The 21489-nt window shown below is 32.1% G+C and carries 21 protein-coding genes; 15 read left to right on the top strand and 6 right to left on the bottom strand.

Annotated features, from left to right (window positions below):
- Window positions 1-10: 10 nt before the first annotated feature.
- Entirely contained in the window at window positions 11-1000 is a 990-nt protein-coding gene (locus L987_RS07420; RefSeq protein WP_011303047.1) for an aromatic acid exporter family protein, read from the top strand.
- A 227-nt stretch (window positions 1001-1227) separates the two neighbouring features.
- Here L987_RS07420 and prli42 read toward each other — a convergent pair whose 3' ends face one another.
- On the bottom strand, window positions 1228-1326 hold the full coding sequence (gene prli42 / locus L987_RS13725; RefSeq protein WP_150873476.1) for a stressosome-associated protein Prli42: 99 nt from the start codon (window positions 1324-1326) through the stop codon (window positions 1228-1230).
- Between the two features lie 187 nt (window positions 1327-1513).
- Between prli42 and L987_RS07415 the strand changes: the two genes are divergently transcribed.
- The 4 genes from L987_RS07415 (at window position 1514) to L987_RS07400 (ending at window position 7037) form a co-directional block, all read left to right on the top strand.
- Window positions 1514-2650, top strand: a complete 1137-nt coding sequence (locus L987_RS07415; protein ID WP_047503882.1) for a M20/M25/M40 family metallo-hydrolase — start codon at window positions 1514-1516, stop codon at window positions 2648-2650.
- A gap of 68 nt (window positions 2651-2718) precedes the next feature.
- A complete protein-coding gene (gndA, locus tag L987_RS07410; RefSeq protein ID WP_011303049.1) occupies window positions 2719-4128 on the top strand; it encodes an NADP-dependent phosphogluconate dehydrogenase in 1410 nt (469 codons plus the stop codon).
- A gap of 228 nt (window positions 4129-4356) precedes the next feature.
- Window positions 4357-5361, top strand: a complete 1005-nt coding sequence (locus L987_RS07405; protein WP_047503879.1) for a LacI family DNA-binding transcriptional regulator — start codon at window positions 4357-4359, stop codon at window positions 5359-5361.
- An 11-nt stretch (window positions 5362-5372) separates the two neighbouring features.
- Window positions 5373-7037, top strand: a complete 1665-nt coding sequence (locus L987_RS07400) for a glycoside hydrolase family 13 protein (protein ID WP_011303051.1) — start codon at window positions 5373-5375, stop codon at window positions 7035-7037.
- 85 nt (window positions 7038-7122) lie between these two features.
- Here L987_RS07400 and L987_RS07395 read toward each other — a convergent pair whose 3' ends face one another.
- Both L987_RS07395 and zwf read right to left on the bottom strand, forming a co-directional pair.
- Window positions 7123-8004 carry an AraC family transcriptional regulator gene (locus L987_RS07395; RefSeq protein ID WP_011303052.1) on the bottom strand — a complete coding sequence of 294 codons (882 nt, stop codon included), beginning with the start codon at window positions 8002-8004 and terminating at the stop codon, window positions 7123-7125.
- Window positions 8005-8413: 409 nt separating this feature from the next.
- Complete coding sequence (zwf, locus tag L987_RS07390; protein WP_037538404.1) at window positions 8414-9898, bottom strand: glucose-6-phosphate dehydrogenase; 1485 nt, start codon at window positions 9896-9898, stop codon at window positions 8414-8416.
- A 150-nt stretch (window positions 9899-10048) separates the two neighbouring features.
- On the opposite strand from zwf, the gene rnz reads away from it, so the two are divergent.
- Window positions 10049-10969, top strand: a complete 921-nt coding sequence (gene rnz / locus L987_RS07385; RefSeq protein WP_002483224.1) for a ribonuclease Z — start codon at window positions 10049-10051, stop codon at window positions 10967-10969.
- A 152-nt stretch (window positions 10970-11121) separates the two neighbouring features.
- On the opposite strand, the gene proC is transcribed toward rnz, so the two are convergent.
- Window positions 11122-11937, bottom strand: a complete 816-nt coding sequence (proC, locus tag L987_RS07380; RefSeq protein WP_011303054.1) for a pyrroline-5-carboxylate reductase — start codon at window positions 11935-11937, stop codon at window positions 11122-11124.
- Window positions 11938-12088: 151 nt separating this feature from the next.
- Here proC and L987_RS07375 point away from each other — a divergent pair, with 151 nt between their 5' ends.
- Window positions 12089-12847 carry an SDR family NAD(P)-dependent oxidoreductase gene (locus L987_RS07375; protein ID WP_011303055.1) on the top strand — a complete coding sequence of 253 codons (759 nt, stop codon included), beginning with the start codon at window positions 12089-12091 and terminating at the stop codon, window positions 12845-12847.
- 108 nt (window positions 12848-12955) lie between these two features.
- Here L987_RS07375 and L987_RS07370 read toward each other — a convergent pair whose 3' ends face one another.
- Window positions 12956-13870: an aldo/keto reductase gene (locus L987_RS07370; RefSeq protein WP_011303056.1), complete on the bottom strand. Its 915-nt coding sequence runs from the start codon at window positions 13868-13870 to the stop codon at window positions 12956-12958.
- Between the two features lie 159 nt (window positions 13871-14029).
- On the opposite strand from L987_RS07370, the gene L987_RS07365 reads away from it, so the two are divergent.
- The 3 genes from L987_RS07365 to xerD all read left to right on the top strand — a co-directional run bounded on the left by L987_RS07365 (window position 14030) and on the right by xerD (window position 16049).
- Window positions 14030-14572 carry an NUDIX hydrolase gene (locus tag L987_RS07365; RefSeq protein WP_011303057.1) on the top strand — a complete coding sequence of 181 codons (543 nt, stop codon included), beginning with the start codon at window positions 14030-14032 and terminating at the stop codon, window positions 14570-14572.
- Window positions 14573-14675: 103 nt separating this feature from the next.
- On the top strand, window positions 14676-15122 hold the full coding sequence (gene fur / locus L987_RS07360) for a ferric iron uptake transcriptional regulator (protein ID WP_002483229.1): 447 nt from the start codon (window positions 14676-14678) through the stop codon (window positions 15120-15122).
- 39 nt (window positions 15123-15161) lie between these two features.
- Complete coding sequence (gene xerD / locus L987_RS07355; RefSeq protein ID WP_002483230.1) at window positions 15162-16049, top strand: site-specific tyrosine recombinase XerD; 888 nt, start codon at window positions 15162-15164, stop codon at window positions 16047-16049.
- Window positions 16050-16116: 67 nt separating this feature from the next.
- On the opposite strand, the gene L987_RS07350 is transcribed toward xerD, so the two are convergent.
- Complete coding sequence (locus L987_RS07350; RefSeq protein WP_011303058.1) at window positions 16117-16623, bottom strand: DUF309 domain-containing protein; 507 nt, start codon at window positions 16621-16623, stop codon at window positions 16117-16119.
- A gap of 91 nt (window positions 16624-16714) precedes the next feature.
- On the opposite strand from L987_RS07350, the gene L987_RS07345 reads away from it, so the two are divergent.
- From L987_RS07345 to L987_RS07325, 5 genes are all read left to right on the top strand, one after another.
- On the top strand, window positions 16715-17449 hold the full coding sequence (locus tag L987_RS07345) for a segregation and condensation protein A (RefSeq protein WP_011303059.1): 735 nt from the start codon (window positions 16715-16717) through the stop codon (window positions 17447-17449).
- Window positions 17433-17981, top strand: coding sequence for an SMC-Scp complex subunit ScpB (scpB, locus tag L987_RS07340; RefSeq protein ID WP_047503875.1), 549 nt, complete (start codon window positions 17433-17435; stop codon window positions 17979-17981). The genes L987_RS07345 and scpB overlap by 17 nt, the downstream gene beginning before the upstream one ends.
- Window positions 17974-18711, top strand: coding sequence for a pseudouridine synthase (locus tag L987_RS07335; RefSeq protein WP_002483234.1), 738 nt, complete (start codon window positions 17974-17976; stop codon window positions 18709-18711). Before scpB ends, L987_RS07335 begins: the two co-directional genes overlap by 8 nt.
- A 126-nt stretch (window positions 18712-18837) precedes the next feature.
- Window positions 18838-19563, top strand: coding sequence for a response regulator (locus L987_RS07330; protein WP_011303060.1), 726 nt, complete (start codon window positions 18838-18840; stop codon window positions 19561-19563).
- Entirely contained in the window at window positions 19547-21310 is a 1764-nt protein-coding gene (locus tag L987_RS07325) for an ATP-binding protein (protein WP_047504293.1), read from the top strand. The genes L987_RS07330 and L987_RS07325 overlap by 17 nt, the downstream gene beginning before the upstream one ends.
- The last annotated feature ends 179 nt before the right edge of the window (window positions 21311-21489 follow it).

Below are 21489 nucleotides of genomic sequence, written 5' to 3'. Positions count from 1 at the left end.
GGCGTGAAAAATGATTAGTTTAAATCCCTATAGAATTGGATTTAGAACAATTAAAACTGCTGTTGGAATGGCGCTTGGTATCATTATTGCCAAATTAATTGGCCTTGATAATTTTGCTTCAAGCGCTATTTTAGTTGTTTTATGCATTAAGCATACGAAAGTACATTCACTACAAGCCATTGTATCACGCTTTGTATCTTGCTTTATGATTTTAATATTTGGCTCTATTGCTTTCAGCCTTTTAGGGCAACATGCAATCGTATTAGGCATCATCGTATTGTTTTTTATACCACTAACTGTGGTATTTAAAGTTCAAGAAGGCGTGGTAACAAGTTGTGTTATTTTATTACATGTGTTCAATGCTCAAACAATCGATTTACATTTATTTATAAATGAAATTTTATTGCTCGTTGTCGGATTAGGAATAGCTTTTTTAATGAATAGTATTATGCCTAGTTTAGATAGCAATTTAAAGCATTATAAACAACAAATTGAACAACAGTTCACAGCAATTTTTGAAACATTTAGCGAAACATGTCAAAAAACTAATATATCGATTGATATTTCTTTCAAACAATTAAAATTCACGATTCGTAAAGCAAAATCTATTGCGTTTAGAGATGTTAAAAACCATTTTGTTAGAAACGAAAACTCTTATTATCATTATTTTGATATGAGAGAAGAACAATTAGAATTATTGCATCGTATGGCTTTAATTATAGAAAATATTGAAACAAAGGACTGTATGTTAACTAAGATTTCTAATTTATTTGCCGAAGTAGCTACGAATGTAAATAGCAATGACTATACTGCATTACGTTTACATTCTTTATATGAAATAAGATTAGAACTGAATGAGGCAGAGTTACCCACAACACACGAATCATTTAGAACGAGAGCAAGTTTATTACAATTATTAAATGAATTAGAAGCCTATTTGGCTGTTAAATCACAATTCGGTTCATTAAGGTTACATAGCGATCAAAAAGTTACCATTTAAACAAATCAATGAAACAGACCGGGACAACAATTTGTCTCGGCCTGTTTCATTGATTTGAGGTATAAGTAACTAAATTGATGATATTTTTAATATGCTTTTCTAATAGCAAATTACTACGCTCATATAATTCAAATGAGATTTGAGTAAAGATCATACTCATGTTTCAGTCATTTTAAATGCGATTATTAAATTATATTACTTACACACATTTATTAATACATTAACGATTAATTTACTAATGGCACGACGCTCGTCAAGATTAATGCAAGAACGACAGCTATTAACATAACTACGATAATAACTCTTAATACTTTATTATTATTCAAAATTATTCCTCCAACTTATCTAATTTCATCAATATCATGCACATAATTAAATACGCATCAATATATATTTATATACATATTATATCACATAGCATCTACATACGTTGAATCATATTAGTTTTACTGCTCTATATAATTCGTTAAACTGAACTATAAGACATATAAATATTAGAATGGGGAATTATAGATGATTAACGAACAACGACTTTTAGACACATTCTTAGAATTAGTCCAAATAAATTCTGAGAGTGGTAATGAACAAATGATTCAATCACATCTCAAATCACAATTTGAATCATTAGGATTATTAGTTCAAGAAGATAATGCTAGTAAAAATGAAAATTTAGGTGCTAACAATTTGATTTGCACTTTACCTGCTACATCAAATTTAGATCATATAGATAAAATTTATTTTACTAGTCATATGGATACTGTTGTCCCCGGTTTAAATGTAAAACCTCAAATTAAAGATGATGGATACATATATTCTGATGGAACTACAATTTTAGGTGCTGATGATAAAGCAGGGTTAGCTGCTATTTTAGAATGTATAAACGTTTTAAAAGAACAAAACATACCTCATGGTCAAATCCAATTCGTTATTACTGTTAGTGAAGAATCAGGACTTGAGGGTGCAAAAACATTAGATCAAACCTTATTAGATGCCAATTATGGATATGCTATTGATGCCAGTGTTGGCGTAGGTACAACTGTGACACATGCGCCCACTCAAATGAAAGTAAATGCTACAATCTATGGAAAGAGCGCACATGCGAGTACCCCAAGTAAAGGCGTAAGCGCGATTAATATAGCAGCTAAAGCAGTAAGTGAAATGAAATTAGGACAAATAGACGACTATACTACTGCAAATATTGGACGATTTGAAGGTGGCTCTGCTACAAATATTGTTGCAGATAAAGTTACACTTAAAGCTGAAGCACGCTCTCATTCAGATAAAAGTATTGAATCTCAAATACAGCATATGAAAACAGTGTTTGAAGAAACGGCAGAAAAATATGGATGTACTTCTGAAGTTGAAATCATTAAGAGCTATCCTGGTTTTAAAATTCATGACGAAGCTACAGTAACTCAAGTAGCAAAGGCAAGTGCAACTGCATTAGGCTTAAAACCTAACACTGTGCTGGCAGGTGGAGGATCAGATGGTAATATCATTAATCAATTGGGAATTCCTACTGTTATTTTAGGCGTAGGTTATGAAAACATTCACACAACTGAAGAACGCATGCCAATAAATTCTTTAAATTTATTAACAAAACAATTACTTAAAATTGTAGAAATAATTACTCAACAATCTACGAACTGATTAAGTGATTATTATTATCGCTTTGTGATACAATATACTAGAAAACTTAAATAAGAGAGGTTAGTTAAATGACACAACAAATTGGTGTAGTAGGTTTAGCCGTAATGGGTAAAAACCTTGCTTGGAATATTGAATCTCGTGGATATAGTGTTTCAGTATTTAATCGTTCTTCAGAAAAAACTGATGAAATGGTTAAGGAATCTGAAGGAAAAAACATACATCCAACATACTCTATAGAAGAATTTGTTAATTCTCTAGAAAAACCACGTAAAATTTTATTAATGGTTAAAGCTGGTCCAGCAACAGATGCAACAATTGATAGCTTATTACCATTATTAGACAATGATGATATATTAATTGATGGTGGTAATACAAACTATCAAGATACAATCAGACGAAATAAAGCACTTGCTGAAAGTGGCGTTAACTTTATCGGCATGGGTGTATCAGGCGGAGAAGTTGGCGCGTTAACTGGTCCTTCATTAATGCCTGGTGGTCAAGAGGCTGCTTTTGATAAAGTAAGTGACATATTAGAATCTATCTCTGCTAAAGCTGATGATGGTGCAGCTTGTGTAGCTTACATTGGACCAAATGGCGCTGGACACTACGTCAAAATGGTCCACAATGGTATTGAATATGCAGACATGCAATTAATTGCTGAAAGTTATGCAATGATGAAAGATTTACTTGGTATGTCTCATGAAGAAATTTCTCAAACATTTAAAGATTGGAACGCTGGCGAATTATCAAGTTATCTAATTGAAATCACTGGTGATATCTTTACAAAATTAGATGATAACGCTGATGATGCTTTAGTTGAAAAAATACTAGATACAGCTGGTCAAAAAGGTACTGGTAAATGGACTTCAATTAACGCTTTAGAATTAGGTATTCCATTAACAATTATTACTGAATCAGTATTTGCGCGTTTCATTTCATCAATTAAAGAAGAACGTGTAAATGCTTCAAAACAATTAAATGGACCTAACGCTAAATTCGAAGGTAATAAAGATGAATTCTTAGAAAAAATTCGTAAAGCACTATATATGAGTAAAATTTGTTCATATGCACAAGGCTTTGCTCAAATGAGAAAAGCAAGTGAAGATAACGAATGGAACCTCAAATTAGGCGAATTAGCCATGATTTGGCGTGAAGGTTGTATTATTCGTGCGCAATTCTTACAAAAAATTAAAGAAGCTTATGATAATGATACTGAGTTACAAAACTTATTATTAGATCCATATTTCAAAGATATTGTAACTAATTATCAAGACGCATTACGTGATGTTGTTGCAACTGGTGTACAAAATGGTGTTCCAACACCTGGTTTCTCTGCAAGTATTAACTATTATGACAGTTATCGTTCAGAAAACTTACCAGCTAACTTAATTCAAGCACAACGTGATTATTTTGGAGCACATACTTATGAACGTAAAGACCGTGAAGGTGTCTTCCATACACAATGGATTGAAGAATAATACGATTTTAAAATTCTAATTGTATTTGTATCATAGAGGAGTCCAAGACATTATTGTTTAAATAATAATGTCTTGGCTCTTTTTTTATATGCTAGTGGATTTTAGAGAAAGAAAAAATATTTTCGCGCAAACGTTTGCACAAATCTTTTGACTTTGGTTTATATTTTCTTTATTATTTATTTTAGAAAGAGAAAGCGCTTTATTAGTTAATTAAAGGATGTCGTTATATTGGTAACTATAAAGGATATTGCAAATGCAGCAAACGTGTCTCCTTCTACTGTTTCCCGTGTGATTAGTGGTAATAGTCGCATAAGTGTAGCCACACAGGAAAAAGTGAAAAAAATAATGGCTGATTTTAATTACCAGCCAAACCATGCTGCAAGAACGCTCATAACAAAAAAATCAAAAACAATTGGTATTATTCAAAAGCAAGGTGACAAAGCAACAAGACAAAATCCATTTATTATAGAAGTATTGTCTGGTGTTTATATTGAATGTAAATACCATGATTATGCAACCATATCTACAACAGGTGAGCAAACTAGTGAAATCATAGCTGAAGTAAAACATATGATTCAGTCTCATGCAGTTGAAGGATTTATATTGCTTTATTCAAAAGAAAACGACGAGATTGCTAATTTATTAAAACAACATGCCATACCCTATGTTGTTATAGGTAAACCAATCAACAATGAAAATGTGGTACATATAGATAATGATAATATTTTGGCATCACAATTATTAACGCGCTATTTAATAGATTTAGGACATAAAACGTTTCTATTTTTAGCGGAGATGGGTGATTATGAGGTAGTGAAAGATCGCATTAAAGGTTATAAACAAACATTGAAGGTTGCTAATTTAAAACCGAGTATAATGTTTACAGATTTGAGTCGCCAACAAATTATAAATCACTTAAAGGCGCTTGTTACTGAAAACGCTTTACCAACTATCATTATTACCTCCGACACTATGCTTAATCAACTCGTTTTAAGTGCACTATATGAATTGAATATTACTATTCCTGAAGACATACAAACTGCAACTTTTAATGACTCATATATATCAGCATACGCAGCACCACCACAAACTGCTGTAGATATTCAACCTCAATTACTAGGTAAAGCTGCAGGTGAAAGTATTATTAAATTAGTAAAAGATAGCCACATTGAATATATGAATAAAATCATACCAACGCATATCATTAATCGTTGCTCAACCAAAAAATTTTAGGAGGAAACATTATGAATAAACAATGGTGGAAAGAAGCTGTCGCATATCAAGTTTATCCAAGAAGCTTTAATGACTCAAACAACGATGGTATCGGTGACTTACCGGGTGTTATAGAAAAGTTGGATTATTTAAAGGACTTAGGTATCGATGTTATTTGGTTAAGCCCAATGTATAAATCACCAAATGATGATAACGGATATGATATTAGTGATTATAAAGATATTATGGATGAATTTGGTACGATGCATGATTTTAATCAATTACTAGAAGGTGTACATAAACGTGGCATGAAATTAATCCTTGATCTTGTTGTTAATCATACTTCAGATGAACATCCTTGGTTCATTGAATCAAAATCAAGCAAAGACAACCCCAAGCGAGATTGGTACATCTGGAAAAAGCCAAAATCAGATGGTTCTGAACCAAATAATTGGGAAAGCATATTTAATGGTTCAACTTGGGAATTTGATGAGCAAACTCAAGAATATTATTTCCATTTGTTTAGTAAAAAACAACCTGATTTAAACTGGGATAATCCAGCAGTTCGTAATGAAATATTTGATATGATGAATTGGTGGTTTGAAAAAGGAATTGATGGTTTTAGAGTAGATGCAATTACACATATAAAAAAATCATTCGAGGCTGGAGATTTATCCGTACCTGAAGGTAAAACATATGCACCGGCATTTGATGTTGATATGAATCAACCTGGCATTCAAACATGGTTACAGGAAATGAAAGATAAATCACTAAGTCAGTATAATATTATGACTGTAGGCGAAGCCAATGGTGTTAATCCAGATAATGCAGAGGATTGGGTAGGGGAAGATAAAGGCAAATTTAACATGATATTCCAATTCGAACATTTAGGTTTATGGAACACCGGTGACGTAAAATTTGATGTAAAATCATACAAAACTATATTAAATAGATGGCAAAAGAAACTAGAAAATGTAGGTTGGAATGCGTTATTTATAGAAAATCATGATCAACCTAGACGTGTATCTACATGGGGAGATGACAAAACGTATTGGTATGAATCTGCAACAAGCCATGCAATTGTTTATTTCTTACAACAAGGCACCCCATTTATTTATCAAGGACAGGAAATAGGTATGACAAATTATCCATTTGAAAGCATCGAGACTTTTAATGATGTCGCCGTAGTTAATGAATACAATATTGTAAAAGCGCAAAATGGTGATACGTCTGCATTATTAGAAAAACATAAAATGGAAAATAGAGATAATTCAAGAACGCCTATGCAATGGAACCAAAATAAAAATGCTGGATTTTCAGATCATCAACCGTGGTTCCCAGTAAATCCTAATTATCAACAAATCAATGTTGCTGAACAACAAGATAATCCAAATTCAATACTCAATTTTTATAAAGCAATGATTCAATTGAAAAAATCTGATGATGTCTACACATATGGTAAATTTGATCTTGTTGATACAAATAATGAACAAGTATTCGCATATACAAGAACATTAGATGATAAGCAGATCTTAATTGTCGGTAATCTTACTGATCAAATAACATCTTTAAATATGCCTGATTATATGTCCAATCATAGCAATCATATTTTACTTCATAACTATAAAGACCGCGCTATTAACATGAATGCATTACGACCTTTTGAAGCATTTGTCCTTGATTTAACAAACAAATAAAAATAAACTGAGCCTACAAACGTCTCAGCTTAGCCAATAGATAGACCCACCACAATAATGAGTGGTGGGTCTATCTATTTATATTTTATCGGTTTGTTTCATCATAATCTAAGTATTGTTCTTGATCTACAGGCATCCATAATTGAATTTTACAAAATGGATCATCAAATGAGATATCAAATGGATATACTTCAACGTAAAGACTATTGTGTTCATAAGGTAAAGTCATTTGTAAGCTTGTTTCTATATAATACCATGCCTCATTCACAACATAGTCTAACTCACCTTGTAGATTAAATTTTGCATATTGCCTTTCTGGAAGATATCTACTTTCTAAATGAGACGGATACCTTTCACTAGGCACACCAACAAATATTTCCATACCTTCATCTAGCGGACAATTTACTACAAACAATTCATGTGGGCTAATATCATTGTAACGTTGTAGCTCCTTGATTTTTCCATCTTCCATTAAGTCCTCAAGAAAATCTGGTACCTTAAAAGGATTCTCTAAATGTTCTGAATCGATAAATTGTGCATAACCAACTAAAGCTATGCCCGCTGCATCCTCTAAACGATATGCATTGGGCGGTTTTTCTGTTGTTGTTAATTTAATATATAAACGTGGTTGCATCTTTAGCTCTTCACGTTTTGTGTTGACTTGAATAGGTGAAACCCCGTGAAAGTCACTAAAATCATTTGCAAAAGCATTTGTGTCACTGTAATGATATTTTTTAGCAATATCCATTAATCGACTAGATCCACTTATAATTTCATTCGCTGCTAATGTCATTCTACGAGACCTAGCATATTCTGTCGGAGATTGACCAACAATCATTTTAAACGATTGATCGAGGTGATATGGTGAAAGACCAACGTAATCACTGAGTGCTTGCAAATGAAAAGGCACTAATAAATGATCTTCTATATAAACAATTGCCTGTTGTATTTGCTTGATAACGTCCAAAACTTTCACTCCTAAACTAGATTTTCCATTCAAATAAAAAACATAAACTATCTACTGATAGAGCACGAATCAAATTCACAACGAATCACTTTTCTCACGAAGTAACCCTCTATATTTATCAGCCGATGTATCAACTGAATAACACAAAAAACATATGATCCCGTGTTTTACTACTCTTAAAAAATGACTACATAATATAATATGTTTTTAACTGATTAAGTATATTCTACATCATTTTCATTCCGCTTACATCTTAAAAATATTAAATAGGGTAAAATGTAAATAAGTTATTTGGCATTCACTTTTTTTACTCAATAGCTTAAATCATAACATAAAAAATAGTTAACAAAAAAGCATCAACATTGTAAAGTTACAAATGTTGATGCTCGTATGATTAGCAATATATTATTTAATGAATATCGTCCCACCATTTGAAACCATCTCTACTTAATAATAAATCACTATCAAGCGGACCATTAGAACCTGACTCATAATTAGGAAACTCTGGTTCATTTTGATTCCATTCTTCTTGAATTGCATCTACAAACTTCCATGTCGATTTTAATTCTTCCCAATGTGTAAAGTTTGTAGCATCACCATTTAAGCAATCAAACAATAAGTTTTCATATGCATCGACTGTGTTCATTTTATCTTGTGCACTCATTGCATATGATAATTGAACAGGTTCTGTCTCTATGCCTTGTACATTTTTCTTAGCATTTAAGTGTAATGACACACCTTCATTAGGCTGAATATTGATTACAAGTAAGTTTGAGTCTAATTTTTTATCAGTTTCATAATACAAGTTCATTGGCACTTCTTTAAATTCAACAACAACTTGTATTGTTTTACTCTTCATACGTTTACCAGTTCTAATATAAAAAGGTACGCCTGCCCATCTAAAGTTATCGATCGTTAATTTACCTGCTACGAAAGTAGGGGTAGTAGAATTTTCAGCAACACGATCTTCATCTCTATATTTTGGTACTTTTTGACCTTGGATTACACCTTCATCATATTGACCACGGACAAAGTTCTGTCTCACTTCTTCTGGTTCTAATTTTCGTAATGATTTAAGCGCTTTTACTTTTTCTGCTCTAATATCTTCACTGTGTAAACTGATAGGCGCTTCCATAGCAAGTAGGGCAACCATTTGTAGCATATGGTTTTGTACCATATCTTTTAATGCACCACTTGATTCATAATAACCACCTCTATCTTCTACACCTAATACTTCAGAAGATGTTACTTGGATATTGGAAATATATTTGTTATTCCATAGTGGTTCGAACATTGCGTTAGCAAAACGTAGCACTTCGATATTTTGTACCATATCTTTACCTAAGTAATGATCAATACGATAAATTTCTTCTTCTTTAAATGAACGACGTAATTGTTCATTTAAATCTTCAGCAGAGGCTAAATCAGAGCCAAATGGTTTTTCGATGACTAAACGTTTGAAACCAGTCGTTTCTGTTAATCCAGATGATTTTAAATAATCAGAAATTACACCAAAGAATTTTGGCGCCATAGCTAAATAGAACAATCTATTACCATTTAAATTAAATTCAGTGTCTAGTTTATTACTAACTTCTAGTAATGATTGATAGCTTGCTTCGTCACTTACATCGTGTTTATGATAAAATACATGTTCCATAAATTTATCAAGATGCTTCGTGTCTTTAACATGTTCTTGAATAGATGATTTCACTTGACTACGAAAATCATCATTTGTTAACTCTCTTCGACCTATACCAATTATAGCAACTTGTTCATTTAAATTTTCTTGTTGATATAGATGGAACAATGATGGGAATAATTTTCTGTGACTTAAATCACCCGTTGCTCCGAATATTGTTATTAAGCATGGAATGTCTTTATTTTTAGTATTCAAGATCAAAACCTCAATTCTTTTTATAAATCTCTTTATATTATAGAACAATAATCTGTTTAGTTCATACCTTTTTGCTTGAGAGAAGAAAATTTTAATATATTTTTTATTCTTTTCTATGATAAAATGTGAACAAGAAGAGGAGGCATATGCATGGAAATCACATTTTTTGGTACGAGTGCTGGTCTACCAACAAAAGAACGAAATACACAAGCAATTGCATTAAACTTGGAACCATATTCTAATAATATCTGGCTATTTGATGTCGGTGAAGGTACACAACACCAAATATTGCATCATTCTATTAAATTAGGAAAGGTAGATCACATTTTTATAACGCATATGCATGGAGACCATATTTTTGGGTTACCAGGATTATTAACGAGTAGGTCGTTTCAAGGTGGTGAAGGTAAGCCACTAACACTCATTGGACCTAAAGGAATTAAAGCATATATAGAAACGACTTTACGTTTATCTGAATCTAAATTAAATTATCCAATTACATATATAGAAATCGAAAACCACTTATCCTATCAAAATAATGGTTTTAATGTAGAAGCGCATATGTTAAATCACGGTATACCTTCTTTCGGATATCGTATCGAAGCACCTTATACATCTGGAAAAATAGATGTATCGGCGCTTAAAGAAATTGGGTTAGAGCCTGGGCCTAAATATCAAGATGTAAAAAATAATGAAACATTTGAATATAATGGCATTATTTATAATTCCAAAGATTTTAAAGGGGATGCTGTGAAAGGACCTGTTATCGCTATATTTGGTGATACAATGCCGTGTCAAAATGAAGAAATCATCGCCGATCATGCTAATGTTATGGTTCATGAAAGTACTTATATAGAAGGTGATAAATCATTAGCAAACAATTATCATCATAGCCATATTGAGGATGTATTTACACTAATAGAAAATGCCCACGTAGATTATAGCTTGATTACACACATGAGTAATCGTTACACAATTGAAGAAGTTGAAACGATTAGTAAATCACTCAAATCACTTCCCACTACACCTCCATTTAAATTTGTGAAAGATTTTGATTCGTGGTCTTTTTAAAACTTGCTTATAATAATGAATATAGTGGAAATTAAAATCCCATATATAAAATACCCTTTAAAGTGAAATTTTTAGAACTTCTACTTTAAAGGGTGTTTATAATTTTATGAAAAAACATGTTTCTATTTATTATTGTTGTAAAATGTCAGTCCTTAATCTTCATCCTGGCTTGAAAGTTCAACGCTACGATCCACTGCAGCTCTCAAACAATCCTCAAAAACACTTTCTAAGTCATGTTGTGAAAGGGCATTTAATCCTGCTTGAGTAGTGCCACCTTTAGATGTGATGTTTTTTCTAAGTTGTTCCATGCTTAATTCAGAACGTTCAATCATTTTACTTGTTCCAATAATTAAGTTTCGAATCGATTCTTCGACTTGTGCTTTTTCCAAACCTAAGCGTGTACCAGCTGTAACATATTGCTCGAATACATGGTATAAAAATGCTGGACCACTTCCTGTAATGGCTGTCACTTGATGTAAATTATCCTCTGGAACCTCTATTGCTGAACCAAAGGCATTAATTAATTCATCGACTTCGTCTTTAGAATTTGGACCAAAATTACTTGAAAAACTAATTCCAGTAACTGAATGACCTACATGTGCATTGGTATTTGGCATAATACGTGCAATTGGATTGTCCGCTTCCAATTTTTCTCTTATATAACTAATGGGTAAACCAGCCATGATAGAGATAAATTTATTTTTGTCTGTTATAAATGGTTTAATTCTTTCTGCTAATGATTCGAAATCATAAGGTTTAGTTCCTAAAAATACATAATCTGCCGCTTTTAATAACGCTTCATCATCATAACTATAATTGACACCTAACTTTTCAGCATATTCTTTAAGTGCAACTTCATTAGAACGATTTGTTAAATAAATATCATTGGAATCTATAACTTTAGAATTAACGATACCTGTAAAAATTGCATGTGCCATATTACCAGCACCATAAAATACTAGTTTCATGTGAACATTTCACTTCCTCTGAGTTTTTATGTTTCATTTATGTATCTATAGTAACATAGTTTCACAATATGCCTAATATTTCCATAATAAATGGCATAACGTAATGACTTCATATATACTATCCATATATTAACAAAGGGTAGGGATACATATGATAGGTAGACATTATGTCTTAACAGGCGCATCAAGTGGATTAGGTAAATCTATCTTACACATTCTATTACAAAAACAGGTCTATGTGACTGCACTGGTACGTGACGTTAATAAGCTAAAGCCGCTTCAATTAAAATATGGCTCCTCACATTTAAAGATTATCCAATGTGATTTACAGTCCACATCGCAAATCGTCCAACTTAGCAACCATTTTAAAGGACAATCCATCGATGGTATCATCTATAGTTCTGGGTTAGGTTATTTCAAATCAATTAATCAACACACAATAGAAGAAATGCAAGAAACATATATGTTAAATGTAATTAGCTTTAATTCATTATTAACTACATTACAACCACATTTCAGTCGCATGCCTACAATCGTAGGCATTGGAAGTCAGTCTGCATTTTTGACACAAGCTTCTGCTGCCCATTACGGTGCTAGTAAAGCTGCATTTAATCAAGTACTAAATGCACTCCGTATTGAAAAACCCAATTACCATGTACTAACAGTTAATACAGGACCAATAGCAACACCATTCCATGAAAAAGCAGATCCTTCATTAACATATTCAAAAAAATATAAAAAAATCATGCTAAACTCCGATAAATTAGCACAACGTATTGTTAATGCGATAATCACTCAAAAAGAAGAAATTAATGCACCAAGTTGGTTGCATCATCTCTTACGTATCTATCAGTTAGCACCTCGATTTATTGAAAAGCACTTCACTTTTTTATTTAATAACAAATCTTAATCAATATGAGTGGTTATATAATATTAAAAGCGTATGAGTAAGATTAAATAGGATACAGTTTAGTTCACTTTCCTATCTAAAATAACTCATACGCTTTAATTGGTTAACTTATTTTAAATGTTGCGTGTATTCTAAATTTTTAACGCGATCACGTGCTGCTTTCAATTTTTCTAAGCTGATATCTTTAGACAGTTTATAATTTTCAACATTTTCATCCAGTTGATTCACACTACTTGCCCCTACAATGATTGAACCTAACGCATCATGAGAGGTTAAGTAATTAAATGTTAAACTGGATAGATTGCTTTCGATTTCTTTAATAGATGCAACAGTTTCGCCTAATTCAGGATATGTGTAATCAAAAATACCTTCTGAAAACTTACGATCTAAGGCTTGATTACTGTTAGAAGTTAACAATCCTTTAAAAACTGGACCACGAGCTAAAACTTTCACTTTTTTAGCATGTACATCATCTAATAACGCTTCCGGTCTATTATCTATTAAATTAAATTGAGACATGAGTGTTTCAATATCACTATGTTTTAAATAATAATCGATAACATTGGGTCTAATTGAAGAAATACCATATGCTCGGACGATGCCTTCTTGTTTCAATTCATCGAATGCAGCAATCGTTTCATCTAGAGGATCATCTATCGTTCCACCATGTAATTGATACAAGTCTAAATGGTCAAGTCCTAAGCGACTTAATGAACCTTTTACTGCTTCTTTAATGTAAGCTTTCGAAGGGTCCCAAAACGTAGAACCATCATCAGCTAAATGATTTCCTACTTTAGTACCAATGACGATGTCACTTCTATCTTGATATTTTTTAAGTGTTTTTCCTACAATATCTTCATTTACACCTTTATCATATATATCTGCTGTATCAAAGTAAGTAATACCATGTTCTATTGCACGTTCTATAATTGGTTCAGCTTGGTTAATATCTGTGCCTAAACTCATACAACCTAATCCTAATTCTGAGAGTTCAATACCACTTTTTAAAACATTTTTTTGCATGTCGTTTCTCCTTTCGATACACTCAAATCATAGGGATTAAAAATAATTTTACTAAATACGACTTATTAGTCATTTGAAATACTTATTTTAATTGCTCCCTATATACTAACGTATTTATCTTAACAGTAACTTAAATCAAATTAAAGGAACGTGATTAAAATGAATTTATATGAGAAAACAATACATAAAGAATCCATTTATAAAGGCGCAATTATTGATTTAGAAGTCCACGATGTTGAATTACCCGATGGCAACACATCTAAACGTGAATTAGTTTATCATAATGGGGCAGTCGCAGTTTGTCCGGTGACACCTGAAAACAAAGTCATCTTAGTAAAACAATTTCGTAAACCAGCTGAAAAGCCATTATTAGAAATTCCAGCAGGCAAATTAGAAAAAGGCGAAGCACGGCTTTCTGCAGCTAAGCGTGAATTAGAAGAAGAAACAGGTTATATAGCTGAAGAGTTAGAACTAATTACAGAAATGTACGGTTCTCCGGGTTTTTCAAATGAGAAAATTTCCATATATATGGCTAATAGTTTAAAAGTTGGAGAAATGCATCTCGATGATGATGAATTTATTGAATTAGTATATTACGATGTAGACGACATTAAAGATATGTTAAAAAATAAGTATTTCGAAGATGCTAAAACGATTATTGCATTACAACATTTACTCCTTAATTATAATGATTATAAATAAGAAGCAAGTTGACTTGCGTATTTTATCAATTACTGGTATTTTATATATAAATCATTATGTAAATTAAAATGATTATAATTATTAGTAGGGGAGTGAGGCTTCCGTGGAAGAACGTTTAAATCGCGTGAAGCAACAATTACAACAATCTTCATATAAATTGACACCTCAACGAGAAGCTACGTTGCGTGTTTTAATTGAAAATGAAAAAGATCATTTAAGTGCTGAAGATGTTTATTTAAAAGTGAAGGACAAAGCACCTGAAATAGGTCTAGCAACAGTATATCGTACGTTAGAGCTATTATCAGAATTAAAAGTTGTTGATAAAATTAATTTCGGAGATGGCGTCGCTCGTTTTGATTTACGTAAAGAAGGCGCAAAACATTTTCACCACCACCTTGTTTGTATGGAATGTGGCAAAGTAGAAGAAATTGAAGAAGACTTATTGCCACAAGTTGAAGAACGTGTCGAAAATGATTTTAATTTTAGAATTTCTGATCATCGTTTGACATTCCATGGTGTATGTTCTGATTGCCAGGCATTGGGTAAATAACTCAGCTACGTACACCATTTTAAAGATAGAGGTGGTATCTTGGATACGATTATTGAAGAATATTTGAAATTCATTCAATTAGAAAAAGGATTAAGCTCGAATACAATAGGAGCTTATCGGAGAGATTTAAAAAAATATAATACTTTTTTAGAGTTACAAAAGATTAGTCATATTGATTTTATTGATAGAGCATCCATTCAACAATGTCTGGGGTATTTACATGATAATGGCGCTTCTGCTAAATCGTTAGCACGGTTTATTTCAACAATTAGAAGTTTTCATCAATTTGCGTTGAGAGAAAAGTATGCTGCAAAAGATCCAACTGTACTTATCGAGACACCCAAATATGATCGCAAATTACCTGATGTATTAGAAATAAATGAAGTGTTAGCACTATTGGAAACGCCCAATTTGGCTAAAATAAATGGGTATCGAGATCGCACAATGCTAGAGTTATTATATGCGACAGGCATGCGTGTTTCTGAGCTCATCCAAATTGAGTTAGAAGATGTAAATTTAATTATGGGCTTTGTCAAAGTATTTGGAAAAGGTAATAAAGAGCGTATTGTACCTTTAGGTGACACAGTAATAGAATATTTAAAGACATACATAGAAACCATTCGTCCTCAATTGTTGAAGAAAACAGTGACGAATACCTTATTTCTAAATATGCATGGCAAACCTTTATCAAGACAAGCTATATGGAAAATGATTAAACAAAACGCTATCAAAGCTAATATCACAAAATCATTAACACCACATACATTGAGACATTCATTTGCCACGCATTTACTAGAAAATGGGGCAGATTTACGTGCAGTTCAAGAAATGTTAGGACATTCTGATATATCTACCACACAATTGTATACACATGTATCCAAATCACAAATTAGAAAAATGTATAATGAATTTCATCCACGTGCATAAACACAGACAAGTTGATTCGTTGAATACTCGCCTGTGTTTTTATATGCAAACAATTGGTTTAGTACTTTTATTTTCTTTCTTGTTGTTTTTGATATAATGCGTTTAAACGAGCCTCATTCACTTCTGTTCTATCTCTTTCTAAATGATGATTAACAATGTAACTATCTCTAATAACATATTCCGTCATGATATAGTTTGGATACGTTGTTAAAATTTTTTGTTGCATTTGTGAAGTGATTGGTAACTGTACTGGTGCAAATTTTTGACCATTTTCAATAGCATGTACTAATTCAGCAATCACTTTTTGGTATGCTTTGATATCAATACCTAGATTGATTTCTTCTTTGTAAGGTTCAATAACTTTTAATGCTTTTCTAAAAGATTTGATAGCACCTTTATCATTTTCTCTACGAAAGTGATAACATCCAGTTGCAAATAAAATTAAACTGACGACAGCGTCATCCTTACTGAAAGATTTATTTTCCTTCCAAGCTTCCTCTAAAATGTCGTGACATAAAAAGTAATGTTGATTCGTATGAAATTGAAAATAAAATTCCTTTAATGCATTTTCCATAAAAAATCGCTCCAAATTTAAATGTTTTCATTAAACATGCTATAATACTTTAGTGAATTACGCACTTAACTTGCGATATGAGGTAGATAAAATGTACGAAGTAAAACTAGATGCCTTTAATGGACCATTAGATTTATTATTGCATCTTATACAAAAAATTGAAATTGATATTTATGATATTCCTATGAAAGCATTAACTGAGCAGTATATGCAATATATACATACGATGAATCAATTAGAAATTAATATTGCTAGTGAATACTTAGTCATGGCTTCAGAATTATTGATGATAAAAAGTAAAATGCTTCTACCTCAAACGAATGAAGTGGAAGATTTAGATGATGATCCACGAGACGAATTGGTGGATCGTTTAATCGAATATCAAAATTATAAAGCCTACACTGAATTTTTAAATGAACGTAAAGTCGAACGTGCTTTATATTTTTCTAAACATCCAACGGATTTATCCCATTTAGAATCCAATGAAACATGGAGCCCAGATAATACAATTGATTTAACAGAATTAATCATTGCCTATCAAAAAGTAAAAAACAGAGTTGAGTTCCATACACCTAAAACAGTAGATATACGTAAAGAAACATTCACAATACAACAAGCAACTTCACAAGTCACTGATAAATTAAAGCAGCATGAGTCCTTTAACTTCTTTAGCTTATTTAATTTTACAGAACCGATAGAAATGGTAGTGACACATTTCTTAGCTATACTTGAAATGTCGAAATCCGGTATAGTAAATATTGAACAAGCAAAAAGTTTTGATGATATTAATATTTTAAGAGGAGTAAACTATGGCGTTGCAAGATAAAGGCATATTAGAAGCACTACTATACACAGCCGGAGACGAAGGTTTGGATCAACAGCAACTACTAGAAATTTTAGAAATTGAACCAACAACATTAACAGAATTAATTGAAGCGTATGATTCACCCGGTTTAACGATTCAACACTACGGTAATACTTATGTATTAACTACCAAGAAAGAAGCATCTGATTATATCGAACAATTAATTGAACAAAAATCAAAAATGAAATTATCACAAGCTGCAATGGAATCTTTATCCATCATTGCATATAATCAGCCCTTATCACGCAGTGATATTGAACTAATTAGAGGTATTAATTCAGACGGCGCTGTTAAAACATTAATCGCTCGCGGTTTAGTAGAAGCTAAAGAGCAAGCCGATTCTAGAAGTCATCAACTTTATACCACTGAACTATTTTTAAACGTATTTGGTATTGAACATTTAGACGATTTACCTACTACAGACGAAGAAGATGAAGAAATCGAAGCGTTCTTTAGTAACTTAGTTAATCAAAAAGGAGATAATCATGAATAAAGATACAGAAAGACTTCAAAAACGTATTGCCAACAGTGGCTATACTTCACGTAGAAAAGCAGAAACTTTAATTACTGAAGGCAAAGTAAAAGTGAATGGCACAGTTGAAACTGAATTAGGCACTAAAGTTAAACCTTCTGATAGCATCGAAGTAGAGGGTATCAAATTAGAACAAGAAGACAAATTATATATACTATTTTATAAACCTGCACAAGTCATCACCAGTGTTTCAGATGACAGAGGGCGTAAAGTTGTAACTGACTACTTTAAACAAATTAAAACAAGAATTTATCCAGTTGGCCGTTTAGATTATGATACATCTGGTTTATTATTACTGACAAATGACGGCGAATTCACTAATCTTATGACACATCCACGTTATAAAATAAAGAAAAAATATGTAGTAAAATTAAAAGGTTATCTCATGCGTGAAGAAGTGAAATCGCTTGAACAAGGTGTCCAACTAGAAGATGGTGTTACTCAACCTGCTATAATTAAAGTGAAAAATCAAGATAAAGATAAAAACACAACATTAGTTGAAATCACTATTACTGAAGGACGTAATCGACAAGTGCGTCGCATGTTTGAACATTTTGGACATCAAGTAACCAAATTGCAACGCATTGAATTTGGACCATTAAACTTGAAAGGTTTAAATGCTGGTGAAGGTAGAGTACTTACGCCACACGAAGTTAAAATGATACGCCAAATTGCAGAACACGGTAATTAATCTGAATTTAAATTATCAACTATGATAATTTTTTCACAAACTTTTTCTTCATAACCACTTTTAACCTTAAAGCTATGATATAATATGGTTGAATTAGAAAGTTAGTCGTGTGGGAGGTATATACGTATGTCAAACGAAATACTAATTGTAGACGATGAAGATCGTATTAGAAGATTATTGAAACTATATCTCGAAAGAGAATCTTTTGAAATACATGAAGCAAATGATGGAAATGAAGCATATAGAATGGCAATGGAACATGACTATGCTTGCATTTTATTAGATTTGATGCTACCTGAAATGGATGGCATTACCGTTGCGTCTAAATTAAGAGAGCATAAGGAAACACCCATTATCATGTTAACTGCTAAAGGTGAGGAAACAAATCGTGTAGAAGGATTTGAATCTGGTGCGGATGACTACATCGTAAAACCATTCTCTCCAAGAGAAGTGGTCCTACGTGTTAAAGCATTATTAAGACGTACACAAGTGGCAACTGCCGAACAAAGCGAACCACATGCACGTGATTTAATAGAATTTGATCACTTAGTGATTGATAACGATGCACACAGAGTGTTGGCAGATGGTAGTCAAGTGAATTTAACACCTAAAGAATATGAATTATTGATCTTCCTAGCAAAAACACCTAATAAAGTATTTGATAGAGAACAATTACTAAAAGAAGTATGGCATTATGAGTTCTATGGTGACTTACGAACTGTAGATACTCACGTTAAACGTTTAAGAGAGAAATTAAATCGTGTATCAGAGGACGCTGCACATATGATACAAACTGTATGGGGTGTTGGTTATAAATTTGAAATCAAATCAAATAATGAATCAACTCAATAGCGTCGTCATTAAACTGTGGTTAACTATTATTTTTATAGTGACTACAGTTTTAATTTTATTAAGTGCAGCGCTTATAACGTTTATACAATCTTATTTCACGCAAGAAACAGAAGACTCATTATTAAAAGATGCAAAACGAATTAGTCAACTTTTAGAAAGCGCAGATAATAGAGAAACTGCAATTCAACATAGTAGAAAATTAATCGAAGGACCAGTTGGACTTATCATAATGAATGATAAGCATATAGATAGACAGGATAAAGATAAAACGAAAAACAAAATGGTCAAAGAAATTAAAAAAAGCAATGATTACAATCAAGTATTTAATAATGGTAAACAAGTTTCTGAACATGTCACCTTAAATATGAATGGAAATCAACGAACTTATGTATTAATCGGTTATCCTACAAAAGCCATTTCATCAGCGGATAATCACACAAATAAGTTTAGTGGTGTATTCATTTATCAAGACCTAAAAACGATTGAAGACACAAACAATGTCATTACCGTTATCATTTTAATTATTGCGATTATCTTTTTAGCGATAACAACTATCTTTGCCTTCTTCTTATCTTCTAGAATTACAAAGCCTTTAAGAAATTTAAGAACACAAGCGTTAAAAGTATCTAAAGGTGATTATGCGCAAGTTGTCCCAGTCAATTCGCGAGATGAAATAGGGGAATTATCACGCGCATTTAATACAATGAGTTCCGAAATACAGCAACACATTGACGCGTTATCTTCATCTAAAAATATCCGCGATAGTCTAATCAATTCAATGGTAGAAGGCGTATTAGGTTTTAATGATAAAAAAGAAATTATCATTTCAAACAAAATGGCTAATACTACATTGCAAATGTTAGATGATTTTGCTTTAGAAAAACTTGATGAACAAAATGAACTTACATTTAAAAATAAAAAAACGCAATTTGAAGTTTATGAAATTAACACGCGCTATTTTGTAATTATTACAAGCTATATCGAACAAATTCAACCTGATGGTCGCAGTGGTATTGTAGCTATCATTCGTGATATGACTAATGAACATAATATGGACCAAATGAAAAAAGACTTTATTGCAAATGTATCACATGAATTACGCACGCCTATATCTTTACTGCAAGGGTATACAGAATCCATCGTTGATGGTATCGTCACCGAACCTGCAGAAATTCATGAGTCACTATCAATTGTGTTAGATGAAACAAAACGCTTGAACAGATTAGTGAATGAGTTATTAAATGTTGCTCGTATGGACGCAGAAGGATTAACTGTAAAAAAAGTTGTTCAACCCATTGATCATTTGCTTGATAAGGTGCAACAAAAGTATCAAAAACATGCTAAAGATTTAGGTTTAAATATGAATTTAAGTCCAAATACTCACAATCAGATGTGGTATTATGATTCTGATAGAATTGAACAAGTATTAACCAATCTTATAGACAATGCTTCAAGATATACTGAACCAGGTGACGAAATAAAGATTGAGTTTGGAGAAACGCAAACTGAAAACATCCTTTATATTAGTGACACTGGATCAGGCATAGCACCTGAACATTTACAACAAGTATTTGATAGATTCTATAAAGTAGACACTGCTCGTAAAAGAGGTAAACAAGGAACAGGATTAGGGTTGTTCATATGTCGCATGATTATACACGAGCATGGTGGTACTATAGATGTTAAAAGTACACTTGGTAAAGGGACTACATTTATCATCACTCTACCAAAACCTAAAACAAACTAATTTATCTTTAATAATTCTAATCTATTACAAATCCGTCACAAGCATGGTACTACTATGGCTTGTGGCGGATTATTTTCGTTGGTATCTTGAATTTAATTTAATTTAATTTTTAATCATTTTATCCCATGCGCAATACACACAATGGCTCGGCAATGAGTTATTTTAAGCAATTCTATTGT

The sequence above is a fragment of the Staphylococcus sp. ZWU0021 genome (assembly GCF_000798895.1).
Taxonomy (GTDB): domain Bacteria; phylum Bacillota; class Bacilli; order Staphylococcales; family Staphylococcaceae; genus Staphylococcus; species Staphylococcus saprophyticus.
The sequence above is the reverse complement of the archived record's forward strand: the minus strand, read 5'-3'. Positions and strand labels throughout refer to the sequence as shown.